Below are 22455 nucleotides of genomic sequence, written 5' to 3'. Positions count from 1 at the left end.
CGTACCCAGGGCGTGAACGGTTCATCCACCGGCGAGGAGGTCGGTGTGGTCGACAAGCACGGTGAGTCGGCCGGCGGCCGCGTCGGCCAGCCGACGGCGGGCGTACGCCTGGGCGGGGCCGGCCAGGTCGGGGCGCTGCGCGCAGGCGGCCCCGAGCCAACCTCGGAACCACTCGGCGGCCAGGTCGGCCTGCTCCGGGCCGAGCCGCCACGGGCTGGGTCGTTCCCGCACGTCGACGCCGTGCCGGGCGAACGCGGCGACCGTGGCGGCGGCGGCATCCGGGCCGAGCAGCCGCCGGCCATCGACGGTACGCCGCTGGTGGTCGTTGAACGCGGCTTCGACCTCCTCGTCGAGCGGGTCGGTCGGGCTGAGCCGGACCCGCCCGGTCACCGAGATGGCGAACAGCGCGGGCCGGCCGACGCAGGCGGCCACCACCCGTTCGACGTCCTCCGCGGTGAGCATGTCCAGCAGCGCGGACGCGGTGACCAGTGACGCCCCGGCCAGGTCGGCGGCGGTCAGCCGGGTGAGGTCACCGCAGCTCGTCCGCACTGTCACCGGGGCGCCGTCGGCGGCTCGCACCCCGGTCATGCCCTCGGCGGCGCGGGCCAGCAGGTCGGCGTCCCGGTCGTGCAGCACCCAGTGCTGCGGCCCGGGCAGCCGGGCGGCCAGCCAACGACTCATCGAGCCGGTGCCGCTGCCCAGGTCGTGGATCACCATCGGGGCGTTGGCGGTCGGCCGGGCGCGGACGGCGTCCAGCAGGTCCTCGGCGCGCGCCGCCGCGTCGGCCGGCTCCCGCAACCGCAGCCAGTCGGCGAACGGCAGGGTCTCCTCGGCGGTCATTCCGCCACCTCCTTCAGTACGCCGGCCAGCAGCGCGGCGGTCACCGACCAGTCGGTCAGGGTGTCGCGCCGGGCGAGCGCGGCACGCCGTAGCCGGGCGCGCAGCGCGTCGTCGTCCAGCCAGCGGATCAGCGCGGCGGCCAACGCCGCCGGGTCGCCGGGCGGGACCAGCAGTCCCGGTCGGTCACCGTCGGGGGCGTGGCCGAGCGCCTCCGGCAGCCCGCCCACCTCGGTGGTCACCACCGGCAGGCCCCGGGCCAGCGCCTCGGTGACGACCATGCCGTACGTCTCGCCCCGCGACGGCAACACCAGCAGGTCGGCGGCGGCGTACGCGTCGTCCAACGCCGCGCCGGTCAGCGGGCCGGCCAGCCGCACCCGCTCGGTGAGACCCGCCCCGGTCAGCCGGTCGCGCAGCCGGTGCACGAGGTCCGGTTCCCGGGCCAGCGTCCCGGCGCAGAGCATCGTCCACTCCCGCCCGACCAGCGTGGCCAACGCGTCGACCAGCACGTCGTACCCCTTGTGGTGGGTGACCGCCGCGACGCAGAGCAACCGGTCGCCGGTCGCGGAGCCGGCGGCCGGCGGCGCGGGCCGCACCCCGGGCGGCGCGGCCCGGATCCTCTCGGCGAGCCTCGGGTGCCGGGCCAGCAGGGCGCGGCGGGTCCACTCGCTGGTGGTGACGACGGCCCGGGCGGTGGCCAGCGCGCGGGCCTCCGGCTCGTCGTCGAGCGGCAGGTGCACCAGGACCACCAGACGCAGCCGACGGGCGTGCGGGGCGAGCAGGTCCGGCACGGTCGAGGCGATCAGGCCGTCGAGCAGCACCACGGCGTCGTCGGGCGTGGCGGCGAGCAGCCCGGCCAGCGTCGCCCGGTCGGCCGGCTCGGGGTGCGGCCACGCGCCGGGCACCGGGTGCTCGTGGACCGACCAGCCCCGCTCGCCCAGCCCGGCGCAGATCCGCCGGTCGTAGCTGTTGCCGCCGCTGGGCGTGGCCGGGTCGTCGATGTCACCGGGCAGGACGACGTGCACCGCCCGGCCCGCATCGGTCACAGTGACCGCTCGTAGCTCGCCCAGGCGATGTGCGACTCGTGCAGGGTGACCGTGATGCCGGCCAGGTCGCGCGCTCCCGCTCCCAGCTGACCGGCGTGCACCCGCTCGACCAGTCGGTCCGCGACAGTACGGGCCAGCACCTCCGTGGTGGTGTTCACCCCGGCGAAGGCCGCCTCGTCGTCGAGGTTGCGGTACGTCAGCTCGCTCAGCACGGCCCGCAGCTGCTCGGTGGCCAGGCCGATGTCCACGACGATCCCGTCGGCGTCCAGGTCGGGCCGGCGGAACGTCGCGTCCACCACGAACGTCGCGCCGTGCAGGCGTTGGGCGGGCCCGAAGACCTCGCCTCGGAAACTGTGGGCGATCATCATGTGGTCTCGAACGGTCACGCTGAACACTGTCACTCCCCGTCGTCGTAGGTGATGAGGTGGCAGAGGGCGGGCAGGTCACCCGAGCTGAGTCGGGCGAGCACGTCGGGCAGCTCCGCGAACCGGGACGCGCCGGTGATCAACGCGTCGAAGGCCGGGTCGTCGAGCAGGTCCAGGGCGAGCGCCAGGCGGTCGGCGTAGCTGCGCCGCCCCCGTCGGGCGGGTGCCACCATGCCGACCTGGCTGCTGCGGACGGTGAGTCGACCGGAGTGGAACGCGCCGCCCAGCGACACCTGCACGGGGCGGTCGCCGTACCAGCTCAGCTCGATGACCGTGCCCTCCGGTGCGAGCAGGTCCAGCGACTGTTGCAGGCCGGCGGCGGTGGCGCTGGCGTGCACGACCAGGTCACGGTCAGCGCGGGCGTCGGCCGGGTCGGCGAAGTCGACACCGAGCGCCCCGGCCACGCCGGCCCGGCGCGCGTCGGTGTCGACCAGTTCGACCTGCACGCCGGGGAACCGGGCGAGCAGCGCCGCGACGCAGCAGCCCACCATGCCGGCGCCGATCACGGTGACCCGGTCACCGACCAGCGGCGCGGCGTCCCACAGCGCGTTGACGGCGGTCTCCACGGTGCCGGCGAGCACCGCCCGGGCCGCCGGCACCCCCTCCGGCACGGGCACCACGGCGGTGGCGGGCACGACGTACGCGCTCTGGTGCGGGTGCAGGCAGAAGACCGTCCGCCCGAGCAGGTCCGGCGGGCCCTGTTCGACCACGCCCACGCTGAGGTAGCCGTACTTCACCGGGCCGGGGAAGTCACCCTCCTGAAAGGGCGCGCGCATCGCGGCGTGCTGGTCGGCGGGCACCCGACCGGTGAAGACCAGCGTCTCGGTGCCCCGGCTGACCCCGGAGTAGCGGGCCCGGACCAGCACCTCGTCGGGGCCGGGGGCGGTCAGCGACACCGGCCGGATCTCGGCCGCGCCGGGTTCGCGCACCCAGCAGGCGTACGCCTCGCGGATCACCGTCGCGCACCTCACCTCTTGTTCTGGGCCGAACGGCCAGCCTTCCGTGCCCCGGTCGGGGTCGTCGATCATAAACACGGAGGCGAGGTGTCCACAGTTCGAAGCGCTGCCGTGCGCTGGCGCGGTGTGCGCGTGGTGGCGGCAAACCACTACCAGCGGTTGCGTGCCTCCTCGGCCCAACCGACGAGCCCGTCGAGGCTCACCGTCGTTCCGTCGTCGGTCTTCGCCCAGCCGGAGAAGTGCCCGAAACACTGGTGCGTCTCGTTCGCGACGACACCCAGGTTGGTGCGGGACACCTTCTCGTGGAACGGCTGGAACTCGACAGAGACCCGGTCGCCGCTGATCCGCCAGGGGCGCAGCCAGTCCGCCCGGTCGTAGGTCCAGCGCAGCTCCTCGCCGATCTTGTGCAGGCGACCGTCGACGAAGAGGCCGTTCTCGGTGACCCCGGTGCCGTCGGTCCACCGACCGCCGAGCTGGATCGCTCGTCCCGGCGCCGCGCCGGCGGCCCAGTTCCAGCTGACCGAGTACGGCCATCTGCCGCGACCGTGGTCCAGCACGGCGAACGCGTCCGGCCCACCGATCTCGTACGTCTGGCCGTGCAGTTCCAGCGTGCCGAGCACCGGGCGGCCGACGTCCTTGACCGTGTACTGGAATCGTCTGGTGCTCCACGGCACGACGACCCCGAGTGACTCGTGACCGGCCGGCAACGGCACGTCCACCTCCAGCCGTACGCCACTGGCGCTCGCCGAGATCGCGGTGCCGTCCGGGCGCTGGACGATCCGGATCGCCAGGCCACCGCCGCGGGCGCCCGCCTCGCCCACGCCGCAGTGCGGCGGTAGCACAGCGCCCCGCGCCAGCGGCACCACCACGTCGGCAGTCGTCTCGGTGCCGCTGTCCCGGTCGAGCACGTAGACACTGTGCACACCGGCGTAGTCCAGCGACGAGGCGACCAGCCCGATGATGTGCCGTGGGGTCACGATGCCCCAGTACTCCCATCGTTTAGTCCGGCCCCAGCCGCGCAGGTTCGCGGTGTGCAGGGGACGCCGGGTCCAGCCCACCGCCGCGGGGTTGAGTCGCCCGTCCCGTTGGCACAGGTCGACAGGCGAGAGCAGCTCACGTTCGTGCGTCACGAGCTGCACGATAGCCGCCCCTGCCCCGCCGGCTTGACTGACACATCGATGCGACCTACGGTCATATGACATCGGACATAGGATGTCATAGGATGTGGTGTATGCGGCAGCTTTGGCTGCTCCTGACTCTTTCTCTCCCGTCGTCCTGGTAGCCGCTCCCGCCCACCCCCACCGGTCTGGTGCGGCGGCCCGGCCCCGCCTGCGGCCACGAACCCGCACGAGACCGGCAGGAATCCCCCGTCATCGGCCGCCTTAGCGCCAAGCGGCCCGACGCTGCCGGGCGGCCACGGACATCGGCGTCCTGGCCGTCCGGCATCCCCCTCAAGGAATAGGACCCCATGAAGCTGTCCGCCCTCGGCCGTATCGCTCTGGCCACAGGCATCACCGTGCTGGCCACCGCCACGCTCCCCGGCACCCCTGCGGCCGCCGCACCGGTGAAGAGGAAGATGCTCCCCGTCCTGGTGGAGTTCAGCGACGCCTCCTTCCAGTTCCCGGACAAGGTGAAGGCGTCCACGCCGGACACCTACTTCGGCGCGAAGAGCGACTCGGCCGCGTCGTACCTGTCGGAGTTGTCGCGTGGGCAGTACAAGCTGGTGCCCGCCGTACCGGAGCAGTTCCTCGGCCCGATCAAGCTGGACCTCAGCGCCGCCGGCTGCCCGCACGGCAAGATCAATCAGATGACCCGTGACGAACTCGCCAAGCGGGGCCTGGTCGCGGGCGAGGACTACGACAGCATCTCGATCGTCTTCCCGGCGCAGAAGACGAACTGCCCCTGGGCCGGCCTCGCCACCCTGCCCGGCCCGACCACCTGGATCAACCTCTACGGCACCGCCAGTGGCATCGACGTCGTCGGCCACGAACTCGGGCACAACCTGGGCTTCGGGCACCAGGGTCGCGTCAAGTGCACCGGCGGCAACCTGGGCGCGTGCAAGTCAGGGGGCGCCAGCCACACGACCATCATGGCCGGTGGTTACCGGCCGGCCGGCTTCTCCGCACCGGAGATGATCCGTGCCGGATGGCTCAACGGCGGGGCGTCCCAGAAGGTCACCAAGTCGGGGGTCTACACGCTGCGCTCCCTGCACGGCAAGGGCAGCGGAGTCCGGGCCCTGGACATCGCCCTGGGCGGCGACCGGCTCGTCATCGAGTACCGCCACGCGGCCGGCAACTTCGACGCGAAGCTCGAGGGCGTGCACGCCTACCGTGTCCCCAAGGGCTCCTACGGTGCCTCGTCACTCATCGACACCACGACGGCGGACAAGACAGCCACCAACAACGCGCCGCCGAACGCGGACGCCATCACCAAGCTGACGGACAAGGCGAGCAAGCTGTCAGTCGCCGTCGTGTCCTCCGGCGGTGGTCAGGCCAAGGTCAAGGTCGCGCTCAACGGCGACTCGCTCGCCTCCATCGACGCGGCCCCCACGAAGTCCCCGTCCCCGTCCCCGAGCGCCACCCCCACCCCCAGTGCGAGCCCGAGCGCGAACACCGCCACGGAGGCCGAGTCCGACGGCTCCGAGCCGGTCACCGAGCTCGGCTCCCGGGAGCTGACCGCCGACGACGACAGCTCGACCACAATGCCGCTCGTCGCCGGTGGCGGTGCCGCCCTGCTGGCGGCCGGCCTGGGATTCCTCCTGCTGAAGCGTCGCCGCGGCAAGCACGCCTGACCGGCCGGTCGGGCCCGGTCGCCCGCTCGCACGGCGGGCGACCGGGAGCGGTCAGACGGTCATTCGAACTCCTCCACGTACTCCTCGGTGGGGCCCAACTCGGGCTGATCGCGCAGCTCCAGGACCGGGCCGAGCCGGTCGGTGTCCAGTACGACGATCGTGTTCTCGCCGGCGCGCAGCAGTGGCGCGGGGCAGTAGAGCGTCACCTGCGGACCGATGTCCCAGTAGCGACCGAGCAGGAATCCGTTGACCCAGACCATGCCGTGCACCGAGCCGGGCAGGGCGAGGAAGGTGTCCGCCGGCTGCTCGACGGGCACCGTCGCGACCGCGAACCCGGCGCCGGTGCTGGCCGGCCCGGCGGTGGTGGCGCGACGCAGGTCGTCAGGTGTCCACTCGGCCAGGGCGATCGGCGAGCTGGCCCAGCCGTGCACGATCCGGCGGTCGACGAGCACCGGTCCGAGCAGGCCCTTGTGCTGACCGACCAGTGGGCCGTAGTTGATCCGGCCGAGGTTCTCCACCAGGATCTCCAGGCGCACGATCGCGCCGGTGCCGCGAATCGGTATCTCCGGATGATCGGCGTCGGCGACACCGATCGGCACGCCGTCGGCGAGGACGATCGCCCGGTCGCGCACGTCGCTGAGGATGATGGTGTGCTCGCCCGTCGGGATCTTCGGGTGGGCGGTGAGCAGCACCATCCCGGCGTCCAGGCCGAGTTGTTCGAAGGTGGCCGGCCGCGGACCGGTCGACTCCGGTGCGGGCACGGCGCGCAGGCCGGCGATCAGGTCGGCGCGGTGGGTCAGCGGCACCCGCGTCGGCGGCAGCACCGGCATCCGCTCGGGCACCCGCAGTTGCCCGGTCACGCCGAGCGCCGCACGCATGGCGTGGAACTTGGCGGTGAGCGTTCCGTCCTCGGCGATAGGCGCGTCGGAGTCGTAGCTGGTGATGGTGGGCTGAAGCCGACCCCGGTCCGCGTTGGCGCCGGCCCACAACCCGAAGTTGGTGCCGCCGTGGGCCATGTAGAGGCTGACGCTTCCGCCCTCGCCGAGGATGGCGTCGAGAGTGCGCACGGCGCTGTCCACCGTGCGGACGTGGTGCCGCTCGCCCCAGTGGTCGAACCAGCCGTTCCAGTACTCGGCGACCACGAACGGTTCGTCGGGCCGGCGCGTGGCGAACAGGGCGCGGGCGGCCTCGGGCTTCGAGCCGAGGGTGGCCGCGGCGAGGGTGCCCGGCACCGTGCCCGCGTCGTGCATCAGTTCGGTCGGGCCGTCCGCTGTGAACAGCAGCTCGGTGATGCCGCGCTCGAGCAGGGCTGAGCGAATCCAGTGCAGGTACGCCTCGTCGTCGCCGTAGCTGCCGTACTCGTTCTCGACCTGTACCGCCACCACCGGTCCGCCGGCATGCGTCTGCTGCCGTGCGATACGGGGAATCAGCTCGTCGAACCAACGCTCGACCGGCCGGATGAACGCCGGGTCGGAGCTGCGCAGGACCACGTCACGCGCGGTCAGCCAGGCTGGCAGGCCGCCGTTGGACCACTCCGCGCAGATGTACGGGCCGGGCCGCAGGACGACGTCGAGGCCTTCTTCGCCGGCGAGCGCGATGAACGCCTCGAGGTCACGCCAGCCGTCGAAGCGGGGCGCGCGCTCGGCGTGCGGCTGGTGGAAGTTCCACGGCACGTACGTGTCGAGGGTGTTGAGACCGAGGTCGGCCAGTCGCCGGATCCGGTCGCGCCACAGCTGTGGGTGGACCCGGAAGTAGTGCAGGGCGCCGGAGAGGACGCGGTGGGGGACGCCGTGCCGGTGAAGCTGACTGCCGCTCCAGCCGAGCGCGGGTGATGGCCTGGGCGACGGTGTCAGCGTGCTGCTCGGCCGGGTCGTCTCGATCATGGCAGAAGCCTATGTTACCCGTGCCATTTATAACAATGGCGCTAGGATGCCGCCGTACCGGGTTCTCAGGAGGGCGGGGCGGATGACCGAGGCGACAATGCGCGACAAGCAACCGAGCATGACCGACGTGGCACGTGCCGCTGGCGTGTCGGCACAGACGGTCTCGCGGACGCTGCGCAACTCGCCGAACGTCAACGCGGAAACCCGACGTCGCGTACTCGACGCGGTCGAGCAGCTCAAATACCGGTACAACGGCGCTCCCCGGCTGCTGTCCTCGGGACGAAGCTTCACCCTCGGCCTGGTCCTGCTACAGGCCGGCGGCTACTACTCGCGCTCGGGGGTCACCGCCGGGGTGGAGGCGGCGGCCGGTCAGGCGGGTTACTCGGTGAGCATCGCGACCATCGCCGAGCTGGACACCGCACTGATGGAGAAGTCCCTGCTCAAGCTCTCTGACCAGGGCGTCGACGGCATCATCATCGCGGTCCCGTTGATCTCCGTGACCCAGCGGATGGAGGACATCACCCGGGACATCCCCACCGTCACGGTGGACGGCTCGCGCACGACCGGGGCGCGGGTGCTGGGCATCGACCAGCACGAGGCGGGGCGCGCGGCCACCCAACACCTGCTGGACCTGGGGCACCGCCAGGTGTGGCACGTAGCCGGGCCGGACGAGTGGATCGAGGCGCGGCAGCGTCGGCAGGGCTGGCAGGAGTGCCTGGCCGCTGCCGGGATCGACGCGCCTCCAGCCCTGGAGGGCGACTGGTCGCCCGAGTCGGGCTACCGGCTGGGGCAGATCCTCGCGATGATTCCCGAGGTCACCGCCGTCTTCGTGGCCAGCGACGAGATGGCCTTCGGGCTGATCAAGGCGCTGCGGGAGCGCGGGCGCTCGGTGCCGCAGGACGTCTCGATCGTGAGCGTCGACGACATCGAGCTGGCCGCCTACTGCCACCCGCCGCTCACCACCGTTCGGCAGGACTTCTACCGCTCCGGGGCGGCTGCTGTCGCACTCCTGCTCGACACCGAGTCGGAGGGCGAATCGCTCACGCCAGCCACCCTCATCGTCCGGGAGTCCACCGCGGCGCCGCGGCCACGCTGACCGTCCTGCTGCGGGCAGATCATTCTTGACGGGTCATGTTACGGGTGCCACAGTAACAACGCGCGGCCCGCCCAGCGATCTAGGCGGACCGTGTCTCGTGCTCGCCTCTCACTCCCGCACCGTTGTGCGTACCGCCACGGAGGACCACCCCCATGTTCAGAAAACCCATCGTCCTAGCCGTCGCCGCGGCGACGGCGCTCAGCCTGCTCACAGGTTGTTCCGGAGGCGGCGACAACGCCGACGGCAAGAAGAGCCTGAAGGTCGCGGCCTTCGAGGGCGGCTACGGCCGGGACATGTACCTGCAGGTCATCGAGGCCTACAAGGCGAAGCACCCCGATGTGGACGTTCAGCTGCAGCTCTCGAAGACCCTTGAGGACGAGATCAGCCCCAACATGAAGGCCGGCAAGTTCCCGGACGTCGTGGTGCTGCCCCAGGGCCGCAAGGCAGCGCTCGCCGAGACGCTGGTCAAGGACAAGGCACTGGAGGACCTCACCGGAGTCCTGGACATGACGGTGCCTGGTGAACAGGTCACCGTGCGGTCCAAGCTCGCCGACGGGATCGTGGGCAACCTCAGCACCAACCCGTACAACGACGACAAGACCTACCTGATGCCGATGTACTACGCGCCGACCGGGCTGGTCTACAACAAGGGCCTCTTCGCGCAGAAGGGTTGGCAGGTCCCGACCACCTGGGACGACATGTTCAAGCTCGGCGACGCCGCCAAGGCCGAGGGCATCGCGCTGTTCACGTACCCGACCGCGGGCTACCTGGACTCGTTCTTCTTCGCGCTGCTCGCCGACGTCGGCGGTGAGCAGTTCTACAAGGACGTCATGACGTATTCCGAGGGTGTCTGGAAGACCGCCCAGGGGCGCCAGGTCCTGGACATCACCGCCCGGCTGCTGAGCTACGCGGCGAAGACCACCGTGGGGTACGCGAACGAGCAGGACTTCACCAAGAACCAGCAGTCCCTGCTCGACAACAAGACCCTGTTCATGCCGAACGGCACGTGGGTCGTCGGCGAGATGAAGGACGCTCCGCGCGCCCAGGGCTTCGAGTGGGCGATGGCCCCGCTGCCGGCGGTCAACGCCGGTGGTAAGCGCTACCTGACCACGATCGTCGAGTCCGCCTGGGTTCCCAGCGGCGCGCAGAACAAGGACGCCGCGAAGGACTTCGTCGCGTACCTCTACTCCGACGAGGCCGCCGGCATCTTCGCCAAGGCCAACGCGATCCAGCCGATCAAGGGCATCGCCTCGACGCTGCCCGCCGAGATCGCCCCGTTCTACCAGCTCTACGAGGACCCGAGCATCTCCGCCCTGGTGGGTGGCTTCGGAAGCACCGCGCCGGTCGAGGGCGTGAACATCAAGGGCACGCTCTTCGACACCGCGAACAGCATCATCAGCGGCGACAAGACCGTCGACCAGTGGCAGACCGCGCTGAACGACGCCAGCGAGAAGCTGCGGCAAGCGGGCAAGTGACGCCCCGGCGGCAGCCCGGAACAGGGCTGCCGCCGACCCCTCCCCCCGCGAGAACCAAGGACTGGTCACGGTGACGACGACCCTCACTCCACCACCCAGAGGCGCCAGCAAGCGCGCGCCCAGCCGACCCCCGGTGTCAGCGCGTGGCAGCGCCGCACGCGGCCGGCCCGGCGACGGCCGATTCGTCGCCGCCTGCCTGCTTCCGGCACTGGCACTGTTCGCGCTGTTCATGATCTGGCCGACCGTCAGCGTGTTCCGGATGTCGCTCTACAGCTGGAGCGGTTTCTCGGCGCAGATGCGGTTCGTCGGCCTGGACAACTTCACCAAGCTCGTCGACGACGAGCAGTTCCTCCGCGCGTTCCAGAACACCGTCGCGCTGCTCGTGGTCGTGACCGTGGTGACGATGGGGATGGGTCTGTTCCTCGCCGCCGTCATGACCCGGCAGAAGCTGCGCGGCCACACCCTCTACCGGTTCGTGCTCTACATCCCCAACGTGCTCTCGGTCGTGGTCATCGCGGCCATCTTCTCGGCCGTCTACGACCAGGAGAACGGCCTGCTCAACGGCACCCTCCGGCTGCTCTCGCTGGACGGCCTGCAACAGGTCTGGCTGGGCGACCAGAAGCTGGTGCTCTACTCGGTCGCGATAGCGATGCTGTGGCAGTCGCTCGGCTATTACATGGTCATCTACATGTCGAGCATGGCGAGCATCCCGGAGGAGTTGTACGAGGCCTCGGCGCTCGACGGCGCCTCGGCAGGTCGGCAGTTCTTCGCCGTCACGCTGCCGCTGATCTGGCAGAACCTGCGCACCACGCTGACCTTCTTCATCCTCAGCGCGGTCAACCTCAGCTTCGTGCTGGTTCGGGCGATGACCGGCGGCGGCCCGGACGGTGCCTCCGAGGTGCTGCTCAGCTACATGTACAAGCAGGCGTACACGAACTCGGCCTACGGCTACGGAATGGCCATCGGCGTGGTGATCTTCGCTTTCTCGTTCCTCGTGTCGCTCCTGGTGAGCCGCGCGACCCGGCGTGAGCCCCTCCAGTTCTAGAGGACACTCCCATGACCACGATCAACAAATCCGGCCCGCGGCCTGGCCGTGGCCTCACCCACCTGCTCGTCGGTGCGATCACCCTGCTCATCGTCATCCCGGTCGGCTGGGTGCTGGTGGCCTCGCTGAAGCGCAAGAGCGAGTTCTTCGGCAGCCCGTGGACCCTGCCCGAGGGCCTTCACCTGCAGAACTACGTCGACGCGTTCGGCGGCGCGCAGATGGGCCGCTACTTCGCCACGTCGGTACTGGTCACGCTCCTCGGCCTGGTCTTCGTGCTGGCGGTCTCGGTGCCGGCGGCGTACGTCGTCGCCCGGTACGAGTTCCGCGGCAAGGGCATCGTCGAGGTGGCGCTGCTGGCCGGGCTGTTCGTCAACGTCAACTACATCGTGGTGCCGATCTTCCTGATGCTCGTCGACTGGGACCGCGCGCTGGTCGACGTGTTCCCCGACGGGTTCTTCCTCGACAACCCGGCGATGCTCTCGGTGGTCTACGCGGCGACCTCGATCCCATTCACGATCTACCTGCTGACTGCGTACTTCCGGTCGATTCCGGGAGACTTCGAGGAGGCCGCGCTGCTGGACGGGGCATCCCGATTCCGGATCATGACGCGGGTGATGCTGCCGATGGCCCGCCCGGCGGTCACCACGGTGATCCTGTTCAACTTCCTGGCCTACTGGAACGACTTCATCATCGCGCTGACGCTGCTGCCCGGTGAGGGCAAGACGTTGCAGGTCGGCCTGCTCAACCTGATGGCCGCGCAGAAGGCGGCCGCGGACCCGGGGCGGCTCTACGCCGGCATGGTCATCGTCATCGTGCCGGTGCTGCTCCTGTACGCGCTGATCCAGCGCCGACTGATCCAGGGCATGGCCGCCGGCGGCGTCAAGGGCTGAGGCCCGAGAAAGGGATGTCATGAAGGAACCGACGCGTGCCGTACTGCTCATCGTCGCCCGGCTGCTGATCGCGCTCGCCTGTGTCGTCGCCGTGGTGGTCGTCCGACCCACTGTCGGCTGGGGCCACCTCGCGATCATGCTTGTGGCGCTCGCCGTCCTGATCGGTCTTCTCGCGGACTACAACAGAAGTTCCGGTGAGCCGCGGCGTGCGGCGGGCCCGAGCTCCGCCGGGGGCGTTCCCTCCCGGCGTACGAACGAGACAGCGCAAGGAATTGACAGACTCCCCCACCCCGACCACCCCCACGGTTAGGACTCTCGATGCGCCTGTTCAGGTCCTCGTTGGTGGCTTTGACCACGCTAGCCACCGCAGTACTGGTCGCCGCGCCCCCCGCCGCGGCAGCCGCCACGAACTACTACGTCGACTGCTCCGCGAGCACGTCGGGCAGCGGCACCCAGGCCAGCCCCTGGAACAGTTTCACACCGGTGAACGCCAAGACGTTCGCCGCCGGAGATCAGATCCTGATCCGGCGGGGCACGACCTGCGCCAACCAGCAGCTCTTTCCCAAGGGTTCCGGCGCGGCCGGCGCACCGATCATCATCGACGCGTACGGCAGCGGCGCCAAGCCGGCGCTGGCCGGCAACGGTGCTGTCGTCGACGTCGTGAAGCTCTACAACCAGCAGTACTGGGAGATCCGCAACCTGGACATCTCCAACAAGGGATCGGCGATCGCCACCCGCCGCGGCGTGCACATCATCCGCGAGAACTCCGGCACCGGCACCTACTACCGGGTGACCGGGCTCAGCGTCCACGACGTCAACGGCAACCAGACCAAGAAGGACGACGACGCCAGCGCCGGCATCTTCTTCGAGGTTCTGGGCTACACCACGCAGACGAAGTTCGACGACGTGCTGATCAACAACAACACGATCGGCACCGTCGACCGCTACGGCATCCACTTCTGGACCCGCTGGATGGTCCGGCCCGAGCTGGCCAACCCCAACTGCGGTTCCACCTGCGGCACCTGGCTTCCGCAGACCCGGGTCGTCGTGCGCGGCAACACGGTCACCGACATCGGCGGCGACGCCATCGACGTGCACCACACCCAGAGCGCCCTGGTCGAGAACAACCGGGTGGACGGCTTCCGGGTCCGCGAGCCCGCGCAGTGCGCCGCCGGCATCTGGGGCTGGAACATCAACGACGCCCTGTTCCAGTTCAACGAGGTCAGCGGCGGCCGGAGCACCTGCGACGGGCAGGGCTTCGACCTGGACGAGGGCAACATCCGCACCATCTACCAGTACAACTACAGCCACGACAACGAGGGCGGCTTCATCCTGCTCTGCAACGGTGGGGGCTCGACCACCAAAGACAACATCGTGCGCTACAACATCAGCCAGAACGACCGCGGCCAGATCTTCGACCTGGTCTGCGGGAAACTCACCAACACGAAGATCTACAACAATGTCTTCTACGTGGGCGAGGCAGCCCAGATCATCAACAACGGCAACGGCTCGGCCGGCGCCAATGTCGAGTTCTACAACAACATCTTCTACGTGACCTCGACCCAGGCCAGCTACAACGCCGGCGCGCTGCTGTTCGACTCTAACGTGTTCTACGGCCAGCACCCCGCCGGCGAGCCCGCCGACTCGAACAAGATCACTACCGATCCGCTGTTCGTCGCGCCGGGCACCGCCACCTCGATCAGCAACGCCGGTGGCTACCGGCTCCGCGCCGGCTCCCCGGCGCTGGCCAGTGGCCAGGTCATGACCAGCCCGGGCAGCCGCGACTACTTCGGCAGCACCGTCACCCCGGGTTGCCGTCCGGACCGGGGCGCACACCAGCTCAGCACCGTCTGCGTGCCCAGCGCCGGCGTCATCCCCCGCACCGGATGGTCGCTGAAGTACGTGGACAGCCAGGAGACGGCCGCCGAGAACGGGGCCGCGACCAACGCCTTCGACGGCAACCTCAGCACCATCTGGCACACGAAGTACACCGGCGGCAACGCCCCGATGCCCCACGAGATCCAGATCAACCTGGGCGCGAGCTACTCCGTCTCCGGAATCCGCTACCTGCCCCGGCAGGACGCAGGCTCCGGCGCTGCCAACGGACGCATCGGCCAGTACGAGGTCTACGTCAGCACTGACGGCACCAACTGGGGTACGGCCGTGGCCACCGGCACGTTCGCCAACAACGCCAGCCAGAAGGAGGTCCGGTTCACCGCGAAAACGGGCCAGTATCTGCGACTGCGCGCCCTGAGCGAGGTCAACGGCAACCCGTGGACCACCGCCGCGGAGATCTACGCCCTCAACTGACCGACACATCAGGGAGCCTCCGGCATCGCGCCGGAGGCTCCCTGGCGTACCCATGGTTCACCACCTCGGGGTGCCGCAACCGTCTCGGTCACCGCCAGACCCTGTCCGCGATGTCGTAGACCATCGTGCGGTCGACCTGCTTCGGAAGCGACTGGCCGAGCCGCCACGACCCGGGGGTGGCGTGCAGCTCGACGGTCACCGAGCCCCGCGTCGCGGGGCCCAGCTCGCCGACCCAGTGCCGGTTCTCTTCGATCAGCCGCTCCACGGTCTCGACGTCGGGCGCCGTCACCTCCACCACTGTGGTGTCGACAAGCGCCGAGCCGACCAGCAAGACCAGGAGCCGGCCCAGGACCGCCGCAGGCACCGCGGGGTCCGTCGTTTCGACAGACACGTAGCAGTCGTCATGCCCGGAGAACAACAGGCGTGAGCCGGCCAGAGCGGGTAGGACCGGCTCGTCGAACGTGGCCGTTCCAATGGTGACGATCATTTCGTCGACGCGCTCGGCGGAAGGCGTACCCGGCACGTCGACAAAGGTCAGCTCGTAGGGGTACCAACCGGCCAGGAACCGGGGCAGCTGCTCCCGGGGTATCAGCAGGGCCTCTTCGCTGAGGCCGACGACGCCAGCCGCCAGCGCGCGGACCTCATGCACCTCGAAGCTGACGCCCTGTTCGGCAGCGATCCGTGACGGCCGCCACTGCTGATACTCCTCGTCCAGGAAGCTGTTGGTCTCCACGCCGACAACCATGATGGTGTCGTTCCCGGCGAGCATCAGCACATCGGCCAGCTCGGCGGCCTGCGCCGCAGTCGCATTCACCATCCAGGAGCCGCCTGTCTCGCGAACACTGAAGCTCAACGGGAAGGGCGCACCGTCCAGTCCCACGCTGTTCACGGAGAACGCGCCATGAGGTTTGACCTGGACCGTGGCGCCGTCGCGCGTGCCGTCCCCGGCGATCGGATAGCCGATCGCGGCGATGTCGGAACGCAGATCGGCGACGCTGAGCTGCGGATTCAGGGCCCTCGTCACACGGTCGGTGAGCGGCCGATGGGCAACGATGTGCTCGACCGCCGCCCGGTCCACCGTCATCTCGTAGTAGTCGACGGCGAATTCGACGAAGCGGTCGACGATGTCGTCGAGCAGGATGTCGAGCATGCCCGACCCATCCGGGCCGCTGTCGTCGTACGGTCGGTGCAGTGGTGGGAAGGTGATGCCGTCACCGGCGTGCCAGCGGTCGTCCTCCACCAGCCGCCACAGCACGGTGGTCGCCACGAGTCGGCCGTCCTCGTCGCAGAAGGCGGGTTCCGTCAGCTGAGAACGCAGCACCTCCGGGACGCCGTCGACCAGACCGGGCCACAGCTCGTGGTCCGGATGACGGTACGGCGACATCGCCGATTCATGGTCGAAGAGCCGGATGAAGGCGCCGTCGGGGGTGAACACGACGGCCCACTCGTCGCCGCTGCCATTGCTCATCAGCGCCGCCTCGTCCGTGCCCCAGGTCGAGGTGTAGGCGTAGTAGGGGTCCCCGCCGTCGATGATGCGCTCGAGTACGGCCAAGGCCTTGCAGCGCTGGCGCAGCCGGTCGATGTCGGGGAGTTTGGCGGCGACGTCGTAGGCGGTCACCGGGTCACCCTACGGAGGCGGCAGCACCCCGGTGTCGGGGGCAAGGACTCGGGTGAAGAACACCAGGGTGTCGCGGATCAGCGGCTCCAGCGGCACCCCGACGAAACAGTGGTCGGCGCCCCGCACCACCGACAACTCGACCTCGGCACCCGCCGCGGTCAACGCCGCGGCGAGTTCCTCGCTCTGCCCCACCGGTACGACCAGGTCCTCCTCGCCGTGCACCAGCAGCATGGGCGGGGCGTGGCCGGTGACGTAGGCGATCGGACTGGCTGCCCGGCCCAGCTCGGGGTTGCCGGCCAACGGGGCGCCGATCAGCAGCGACTCGGGCGAGTCGGCAGCGTCGTGGTCGATCGTCCCGGCCGGGTGGGCCTGCGACTGAATGGTCAGCAGGTTGGACGGCGCGTACCAGCAGACCGCCGCCTGGACGCGGGTGTCGTCCTGGTCGTCCCCGGTCAGCGCGAGCATCGAGGCGAGATGTCCGCCGGCCGACTCGCCCCAAACCCCGATCCGTTCGCGGTCCACGCCCGCCGTGTCGCCGTGTCGGCGCAGCCAGCGAACCGCCGCCGTGACGTCGTCGAGTTGGGCGGGGAAATGTGCCTCGCCGCTGAGCCGGTACTGCGCGGAGGCGACCGCGAAACCGGCCCGGATGGCGGCGGTGAAGGGATCCACCTCCATGAGCCACTCCGGTGGCTGCTTGGGCGAGCCGAACAGCCACGCGCCACCGTGGATCCACACCAGGACCGGGACCGGTTGGCGGGCCGCCACGGGCACGACCAGGTCCAACGTGAGCGGGCGGAAGCCCGGGACCTCGTTGACGACGATGTCACGGTGCTCGATCCGGTCGCTCCGGGGCCGGGATGCCGCGTCGGTCATCGCGCCATCTTCGCACCGACGGTCCGTGTTGGTCACTGCTGTTTGTCCGGGCTGGCGGGACGGGCGCGGACGTGCAGCCGCTCCCCCTGCGGCCCGAACAGGCTGAGGGCTTCGGCGGTGCCCGGGCCGGGGTTGTAGAAGAGGTGCGGGATGCGGGTGTCGAACTCGGCCACCTCGCCGGGGGTGAGCGTCAGATCACGGTCACCGAGCAGCAGGCGGATCCGGCCGGAGAGCACGTAGAGCCACTCGTACCCCTCGTGGGCCTGCGGGATCCGGCCTCCGGCGGACGGGTCCGGCGGGAAGATCTGCTTGAACGCCTGCACACCGCCCGGCCGGCGGGTCAGCGGCAGGTACGTCACGCCGTGCCGGACGATCGGTTTGGGGCGCACCCGGGGGTCGCCGGTGGCCGGGGCGTCGACGAGTTCGTCCAGCGCCACCTGATAGGCCCTGGCCAGCGGGAGTAGCAGCTCAAGCGTCGGTCGACGGCTCCCGGACTCCAGCCGGGACAGGGTGCTCACCGAGATGCCGGTCAGGTCGGCGAGCTGGGTGAGCGTGGTCCCGCGTTGGTGACGTAGGGCACGCAGCCGGGGGCCGACGGCCGCCAGCGCGGCACTGTCCTCGTTTGCCATAACGGCAAGGATAGTTGCCGCCGGGCTGGCGGCGGCGGATGGTGGTGACAGCCGACAGAACACGAGGGGGACGAACCGGTGGACGAGACATACGACGTGGTGGTGGTGGGCGGCGGCGCTGCCGGGCTCAGCGGCGCCCTGGCGCTGAGCCGGGCCCGACGGTCGGTGCTGGTGATCGACTCCGGTGAGCCGCGGAACGCGCCCGCCGACCGGATACACAACTACCTGGGCCGGGAGGGAACGCCGCCCGGTGAGCTGCTCGCGGTCGGACGGGCCGAGGTGGCCGGGTACGGCGGGCAGTTCCGCACCGGGCGGGTGCGCAGCGCCACCCGGGACGACGACGGGTTCCAGCTCAGCCTCGACGACGGCGAGCCGGTGCGCGCCCGGCGGCTGCTGGTGACCACCGGGCTGACCGACGAACTGCCCGACGTGCCCGGCCTGGCACAGCGGTGGGGTCGCGACGTGCTGCACTGCCCGTACTGCCACGGCTGGGAGGTTCGGGACCGTCGCATCGGCATCCTGGCGACCGGGCCACTGGCCGTGCACCAGGCGGAAATGTGGCGACAGTGGAGCTCCTCCGTGCTGCTCCTGCTGCACGACACCCCGGCACCGGACGCGGAGACCGCCGAACGGCTCGCCGCCCGCAGCATCACGGTGGTGCCGGGCCCGGTCGCCGCGGTGGAGGTGACCGACGACGCGCTGACCGGGGTACGGCTCGCCGACGGTCGTGTGGTGGCGCTCGACGCGATCGTGGTGGCGACGCGACTGACCCCCCGCGCCGACCTGCTGGTGGGGCTGGGCCTGGCCCCCGAAGAGGTGACGATGGGTGAGCATGTCATCGGGGCCCAGATCCCGGCCGACCCCACCGGCGCGACCGCCGTCCCCGGTGTCTGGGTGGCGGGCAACGTGGCCGACCTCCGGGGACAGGTGATCACGTCCGCCGGGGCCGGGTTGACCGCCGCGGCGGCGATCAACGCCGATCTCATCGCCGAGGAGACCCGCGACGCGGTGGCCGCGTACCGGCAGTTGGTGGCCACGACGTTCGAGGAGCCGGCGTGGGAGGAGCGCTACCAGTCCCGGCCCTCGGTGTGGAGTGGGCGTCCGAACCCGCAGTTGGTCGCCGAGGTCACCGACCTGACCCCGGGGCGCGCGCTGGACGTGGGCAGCGGCGAGGGCGCCGACGCGGTGTGGCTGGCCACGCGTGGCTGGCAGGTGACGGCGGTGGACATCTCCAGCACGGCGCTGAGCCGGGCGGCCGCGAACGCCGAGGCCGCCGGCGTCGGTGACCGGATCGAGTTCACCCACGTCGACCTGCGGGACAAGCCGCCCGCCGAGCAGGCGTACGACCTGGTGTCCGCGCAGTTCATGCACCTGCCTCGGCAGCAGCGGCAGGAGTTGTTCGCCCGGTTGGCCGCGGCGGTGGCACCGGGCGGCGTCCTGCTGATCGTCGGCCACCACCCGTCTGACCTGTGGGGGGCGGCGCACCGGATGCACATGCCGGACGCGATGTACACCGCGCAGGAGGTGGCCGCCGATCTGGACCCGATCCACTGGGAGGTGCTGACGGCGGAGGAACGCGCCCGCCTCGCCACCAACCCCGACGGCGAGGACGTCACCCACCACGACGCGGTCCTGGTCGCCCGCCGACGCTGACCCGCACCGGCCCGTCGCCCCGCGTCCGCACGTCGACCTGCGTCGATCATGGACTTTCCCCGGATGACAAAGGTGGTGGAGCAGCACCTTTCCGGCACCACGAGTCCGTGATCGGCGCGGGAACGGGGGAACGCGGGGCGACAACGTGAGAGGGGGTGGGGCAGGACTTCGCATGAGGTCCGCTCGGCGGTAGCGTTGCGCCACACTGACGGCCCGTGGGGCAGGCGACCGCCGACCCTGACGCCCCGATCGTACGGAGGATGGTGCATGTCCATCGGCGCTGAGCCGCACGCAGCACGCGACGATGCGGCCTCCCGGCCGAGCTTCGAGCTCGCCCTGCGCGGATACGACAAACGCCAGGTGGACCGGCACCTGGAGCAGCTCGACGGTCAGATCGCGATGCTGAGCGGGGAGCACGGGCGTTCCGCCGTCCGAGTCCGTGAGTTGACCGCCGAGGTGCAGCGGCTGCGTGCCGAACTGGCCGAGCTTCAGGAGCAGCCCGTGCAGGTGGACCGCGCCTCGTTCCACGACCTCGGCCCGATGGTCGGCGAGATCATGGCCCTCGCCGAGAAGCAGGCCGGGATCATCACCGAGTCGGCCACCGACCGGGCGAACGAACTGCGCAGCGAAGCTGAGCGGATCCTCGCCGACACCCGTGAGCGGTCCGCGCAGGCACGTCAGGACCTGGCCGAGGAACTGGCCGCCCGGCGCGCCGAGCAGGAGCAGGCGTACGAGGAGCGGCGCACCCTGGCCGAGGCCGAGTTGACGGCGATCCGCGAGCACGCCGAACAGTTGCGGGCCGACGGTGAGGCCGCGCACGAGCGCGCCCAGCACGAGGCCAAGCGGATCACCGAGCAGAGCGCGCAGCAGCTCAACCAGACCCGGGTGGCCGCCGACGCGCTGATGAAGTCGGCCCGTACCCAGATCCAGCAGGAACTCCAGTCGGCCCGCGCCAAGAACCAGCAGGAGATGGCCCAGTGGCAGGCCAACGTGGAGCGAGAGGTCAACGAACGGCGCACCGCCGCCGAGCAGGACATCGCCGAACAGCAGGCCGCCGCTGAGCAGGAGCTGGCCGAGCAGCGCAGCGCGACCGAGCAGCAGATCGCCGCGCTGCTGGCCGAGGCGCAGCAGCACGTGACCGAGCTGCGCAACCGCGCCGACGAGCAGGCCGCCAGCCAGCAGCAGCAGCTCGCCGCCCTGCAGAAGGAGCTTGACGAGCGCCGGCAGGAGGCCGCGGAGCTGCACGCCGAGCTGGACACCGGCCGCCAGCAGCTCGCCGAGATCCGCCAGGAGGGCGAGGCGCTGGAGAACGAGCTGTCCCGGATGCAGCAGCGGCTCAGTGAGGTCCGCCGGGACCTCACCGCCGAGAACGCCCGCCTGGACGAGGCCCGCCGGGCCGGGGACTCCGCCGAGCGGCACGCCAAGGAGGTCCGCGCCCGCGTGCAGCGGGAGGCCAAGCGGGTGGCCGACCTCGCCGCCGCCGCGGTCATGGCCGCGGCAGCCGGCGGTACGGAGACCGCGGAGTACCCGATGGTGGGTTCCCGCGCCAGCGCCGATCGACCCGCCCCCGAGCGGACCGGTGTCGAGCAGCTCACCGTCGACCGCGTCGGCGTCGACCGGCACGCCACGGAGCGAGCCCCGGTGGCCGACGCCGACGCCGATCGCGCCACGTCCGACCGCTCCCCTGTCGACAGTGGCCCCGCCGACCAGGCCCCGGCCGAGCAGGTGAACGGCGACCCGGCCGAGCAGGTGAACGGTGAGCACGGTGGCGCGGCGGTGGTGGCGGACGAGTCGGTGGCGCCGGACGCTACTGCTGCCCGTGAGGTGAGTGCCGACGCCGAGCCGATCTTCCCCCGGCACATCGGCACCGACGCGCCGACGCCCGTGCCGTTCCTGGCCTTCGGGCAGCCGGTCAGTGAGAACGGCGCCGCCCGGCACTGACCTCAGCAGCGGTTGCACCCGGGCCCGGAGCACCTCCGCACGGGCCCGGGTCGACCGCCCGGGGTTGGCAGCCAGGTCCGTTGTCCGTAGTGTGCGGCGGTGACGAGAAGCGAGCGACTCGCCGACCAACTGGACCGGCACTGGCGCAAGAACCTGCGACCGCGGCTGGACGATCTGACGGATGAGGAGTACTTCTGGGAGCCGGTGCCCGGCTGCTGGAGCATCCGCCCACGTGGCACGTCGGCCGCACCGATGTCAGCAGGTTCGGGGGCATGGACGGTGGACCACGCGTCCCCTGACCCGGTACCGGCGCCGGTGACCACCATTGCCTGGCGGTTGGCGCACATCATCGTCTCCTGCCTGGGTTATCGGGTCGGATGGCACTTCGGCGGCCAGGACGTCGACTCGCAGACCTTCGCCTACGCGGGGACCGCTGACGAGGCGCTGCACCAGCTCGACGAGATGTACGGCAGATGGAACGCCGGAGTCCGCGAGCTCTCGGACGCGGACCTGGAGAATCCGCCGCCGGTGGGTACCGAGCGGTTTCCGATGGAGGGCATCGTCCTGCACGTCAACCGGGAGCTGATCCATCACGGCGCCGAGATCTCCCTGCTGCGCGACCTCTACCGCTGGCAGGACACAGACGTGGCTCACGACGGAGGCTGAGCCGACCGGGCGAGATACCGCCGCAACTCGGCGGCCTCCCCGTCGGTGAGGACGGGGGCGAAGTCGAGGTGCTCACCGGGCGATCTGATCCAGCGGTACGCCGAACAGGCGGGCCGCACCCTGGCGTGCCACCGTGCGCACCTCCCGCAGGCTGCCGGTGGCGCCGGCCAGCGCCTCCCCGTCAGGTCCTTCGACCAGCACCGCGTACGACCGATCCGGCTCATGGCGGACCCGGGCACGGAACTGCGGCGGGATGTCAGGCATCCACCGATGATCCCTCACCGGGCTCGCCGCGTGGGTCCTCGGCACCTGGTCAGGGTC

The 22455-nt window shown here is 70.6% G+C and carries 20 protein-coding genes; 10 read left to right on the top strand and 10 right to left on the bottom strand.

Annotated elements, in window-relative coordinates; genetic code table 11:
• Window positions 1-21: 21 nt before the first annotated feature.
• The 5 genes from KBX26_RS21015 to KBX26_RS20995 form a co-directional block, all read right to left on the bottom strand.
• Window positions 22-840, bottom strand: coding sequence for a class I SAM-dependent methyltransferase (locus tag KBX26_RS21015; protein ID WP_030335542.1), 819 nt, complete (start codon window positions 838-840; stop codon window positions 22-24).
• Window positions 837-1883 carry a glycosyltransferase family 4 protein gene (locus tag KBX26_RS21010; protein WP_210866227.1) on the bottom strand — a complete coding sequence of 349 codons (1047 nt, stop codon included), beginning with the start codon at window positions 1881-1883 and terminating at the stop codon, window positions 837-839. The genes KBX26_RS21015 and KBX26_RS21010 overlap by 4 nt, the downstream gene beginning before the upstream one ends.
• Window positions 1880-2278 (bottom strand): 6-carboxytetrahydropterin synthase, encoded by a 399-nt coding sequence (locus tag KBX26_RS21005; RefSeq protein ID WP_030335538.1) that lies wholly within the window; start codon window positions 2276-2278, stop codon window positions 1880-1882. Before KBX26_RS21005 ends, KBX26_RS21010 begins: the two co-directional genes overlap by 4 nt.
• 2 nt (window positions 2279-2280) lie before the next feature.
• Complete coding sequence (locus KBX26_RS21000) at window positions 2281-3264, bottom strand: zinc-binding alcohol dehydrogenase (RefSeq protein ID WP_030335536.1); 984 nt, start codon at window positions 3262-3264, stop codon at window positions 2281-2283.
• A gap of 149 nt (window positions 3265-3413) precedes the next feature.
• The gene (locus tag KBX26_RS20995) at window positions 3414-4394 is read right to left on the bottom strand and encodes a DUF2804 domain-containing protein (RefSeq protein ID WP_030335534.1); all 981 of its coding nucleotides are present in this window, start codon (window positions 4392-4394) and stop codon (window positions 3414-3416) included.
• A 338-nt stretch (window positions 4395-4732) separates the two neighbouring features.
• Between KBX26_RS20995 and KBX26_RS20990 the strand changes: the two genes are divergently transcribed.
• Window positions 4733-6055: an LPXTG cell wall anchor domain-containing protein gene (locus KBX26_RS20990; protein WP_030335532.1), complete on the top strand. Its 1323-nt coding sequence runs from the start codon at window positions 4733-4735 to the stop codon at window positions 6053-6055.
• Between the two features lie 59 nt (window positions 6056-6114).
• On the opposite strand, the gene KBX26_RS20985 is transcribed toward KBX26_RS20990, so the two are convergent.
• Complete coding sequence (locus tag KBX26_RS20985; RefSeq protein WP_210866226.1) at window positions 6115-7938, bottom strand: glycoside hydrolase family 35 protein; 1824 nt, start codon at window positions 7936-7938, stop codon at window positions 6115-6117.
• 82 nt (window positions 7939-8020) lie between these two features.
• On the opposite strand from KBX26_RS20985, the gene KBX26_RS20980 reads away from it, so the two are divergent.
• The 6 genes from KBX26_RS20980 to KBX26_RS20955 all read left to right on the top strand — a co-directional run bounded on the left by KBX26_RS20980 (window position 8021) and on the right by KBX26_RS20955 (window position 14754).
• The gene (locus tag KBX26_RS20980; protein ID WP_030335527.1) at window positions 8021-9034 is read left to right on the top strand and encodes a LacI family DNA-binding transcriptional regulator; all 1014 of its coding nucleotides are present in this window, start codon (window positions 8021-8023) and stop codon (window positions 9032-9034) included.
• Between the two features lie 152 nt (window positions 9035-9186).
• On the top strand, window positions 9187-10509 hold the full coding sequence (locus KBX26_RS20975) for a carbohydrate ABC transporter substrate-binding protein (RefSeq protein ID WP_210866225.1): 1323 nt from the start codon (window positions 9187-9189) through the stop codon (window positions 10507-10509).
• Between the two features lie 70 nt (window positions 10510-10579).
• Window positions 10580-11554, top strand: coding sequence for a carbohydrate ABC transporter permease (locus tag KBX26_RS20970; RefSeq protein ID WP_245233718.1), 975 nt, complete (start codon window positions 10580-10582; stop codon window positions 11552-11554).
• Window positions 11555-11565: 11 nt separating this feature from the next.
• Complete coding sequence (locus tag KBX26_RS20965) at window positions 11566-12444, top strand: carbohydrate ABC transporter permease (protein WP_210866224.1); 879 nt, start codon at window positions 11566-11568, stop codon at window positions 12442-12444.
• A gap of 19 nt (window positions 12445-12463) precedes the next feature.
• The gene (locus KBX26_RS20960) at window positions 12464-12754 is read left to right on the top strand and encodes a hypothetical protein (protein WP_210866223.1); all 291 of its coding nucleotides are present in this window, start codon (window positions 12464-12466) and stop codon (window positions 12752-12754) included.
• An 8-nt stretch (window positions 12755-12762) separates the two neighbouring features.
• Window positions 12763-14754 (top strand): discoidin domain-containing protein, encoded by a 1992-nt coding sequence (locus KBX26_RS20955; RefSeq protein ID WP_210866222.1) that lies wholly within the window; start codon window positions 12763-12765, stop codon window positions 14752-14754.
• A gap of 88 nt (window positions 14755-14842) precedes the next feature.
• Here the strand turns inward: KBX26_RS20955 and KBX26_RS33045 are convergent, their stop codons facing one another.
• Genes KBX26_RS33045 through KBX26_RS20940 form a run of 3 tightly spaced genes read right to left on the bottom strand, consistent with a single transcriptional unit; the run spans window position 14843 to window position 17874 of the window.
• Window positions 14843-16372, bottom strand: coding sequence for a hypothetical protein (locus KBX26_RS33045; RefSeq protein ID WP_307857871.1), 1530 nt, complete (start codon window positions 16370-16372; stop codon window positions 14843-14845).
• Window positions 16373-16381: 9 nt separating this feature from the next.
• Window positions 16382-17245 (bottom strand): alpha/beta hydrolase, encoded by an 864-nt coding sequence (locus KBX26_RS20945; protein WP_030335515.1) that lies wholly within the window; start codon window positions 17243-17245, stop codon window positions 16382-16384.
• Window positions 17246-17277: 32 nt separating this feature from the next.
• Window positions 17278-17874 carry a helix-turn-helix domain-containing protein gene (locus tag KBX26_RS20940; protein WP_030335512.1) on the bottom strand — a complete coding sequence of 199 codons (597 nt, stop codon included), beginning with the start codon at window positions 17872-17874 and terminating at the stop codon, window positions 17278-17280.
• Window positions 17875-17952: 78 nt separating this feature from the next.
• On the opposite strand from KBX26_RS20940, the gene KBX26_RS33040 reads away from it, so the two are divergent.
• The 3 genes from KBX26_RS33040 to KBX26_RS20925 all read left to right on the top strand — a co-directional run bounded on the left by KBX26_RS33040 (window position 17953) and on the right by KBX26_RS20925 (window position 22134).
• Window positions 17953-19527, top strand: coding sequence for a bifunctional NAD(P)/FAD-dependent oxidoreductase/class I SAM-dependent methyltransferase (locus tag KBX26_RS33040; protein ID WP_210866221.1), 1575 nt, complete (start codon window positions 17953-17955; stop codon window positions 19525-19527).
• A gap of 267 nt (window positions 19528-19794) precedes the next feature.
• Window positions 19795-21468, top strand: a complete 1674-nt coding sequence (locus KBX26_RS20930) for a hypothetical protein (RefSeq protein ID WP_210866220.1) — start codon at window positions 19795-19797, stop codon at window positions 21466-21468.
• A gap of 99 nt (window positions 21469-21567) precedes the next feature.
• Window positions 21568-22134, top strand: a complete 567-nt coding sequence (locus tag KBX26_RS20925) for a DinB family protein (protein ID WP_210866219.1) — start codon at window positions 21568-21570, stop codon at window positions 22132-22134.
• Between the two features lie 72 nt (window positions 22135-22206).
• Here the strand turns inward: KBX26_RS20925 and KBX26_RS20920 are convergent, their stop codons facing one another.
• Window positions 22207-22398 carry a hypothetical protein gene (locus KBX26_RS20920; protein WP_210866218.1) on the bottom strand — a complete coding sequence of 64 codons (192 nt, stop codon included), beginning with the start codon at window positions 22396-22398 and terminating at the stop codon, window positions 22207-22209.
• Window positions 22399-22455 lie beyond the last annotated feature (57 nt).

Source organism: Micromonospora sp. C97, from assembly GCF_018070385.1.
Taxonomy (GTDB): domain Bacteria; phylum Actinomycetota; class Actinomycetes; order Mycobacteriales; family Micromonosporaceae; genus Micromonospora; species Micromonospora parva.
The sequence above is the reverse complement of the archived record's forward strand: the minus strand, read 5'-3'. Positions and strand labels throughout refer to the sequence as shown.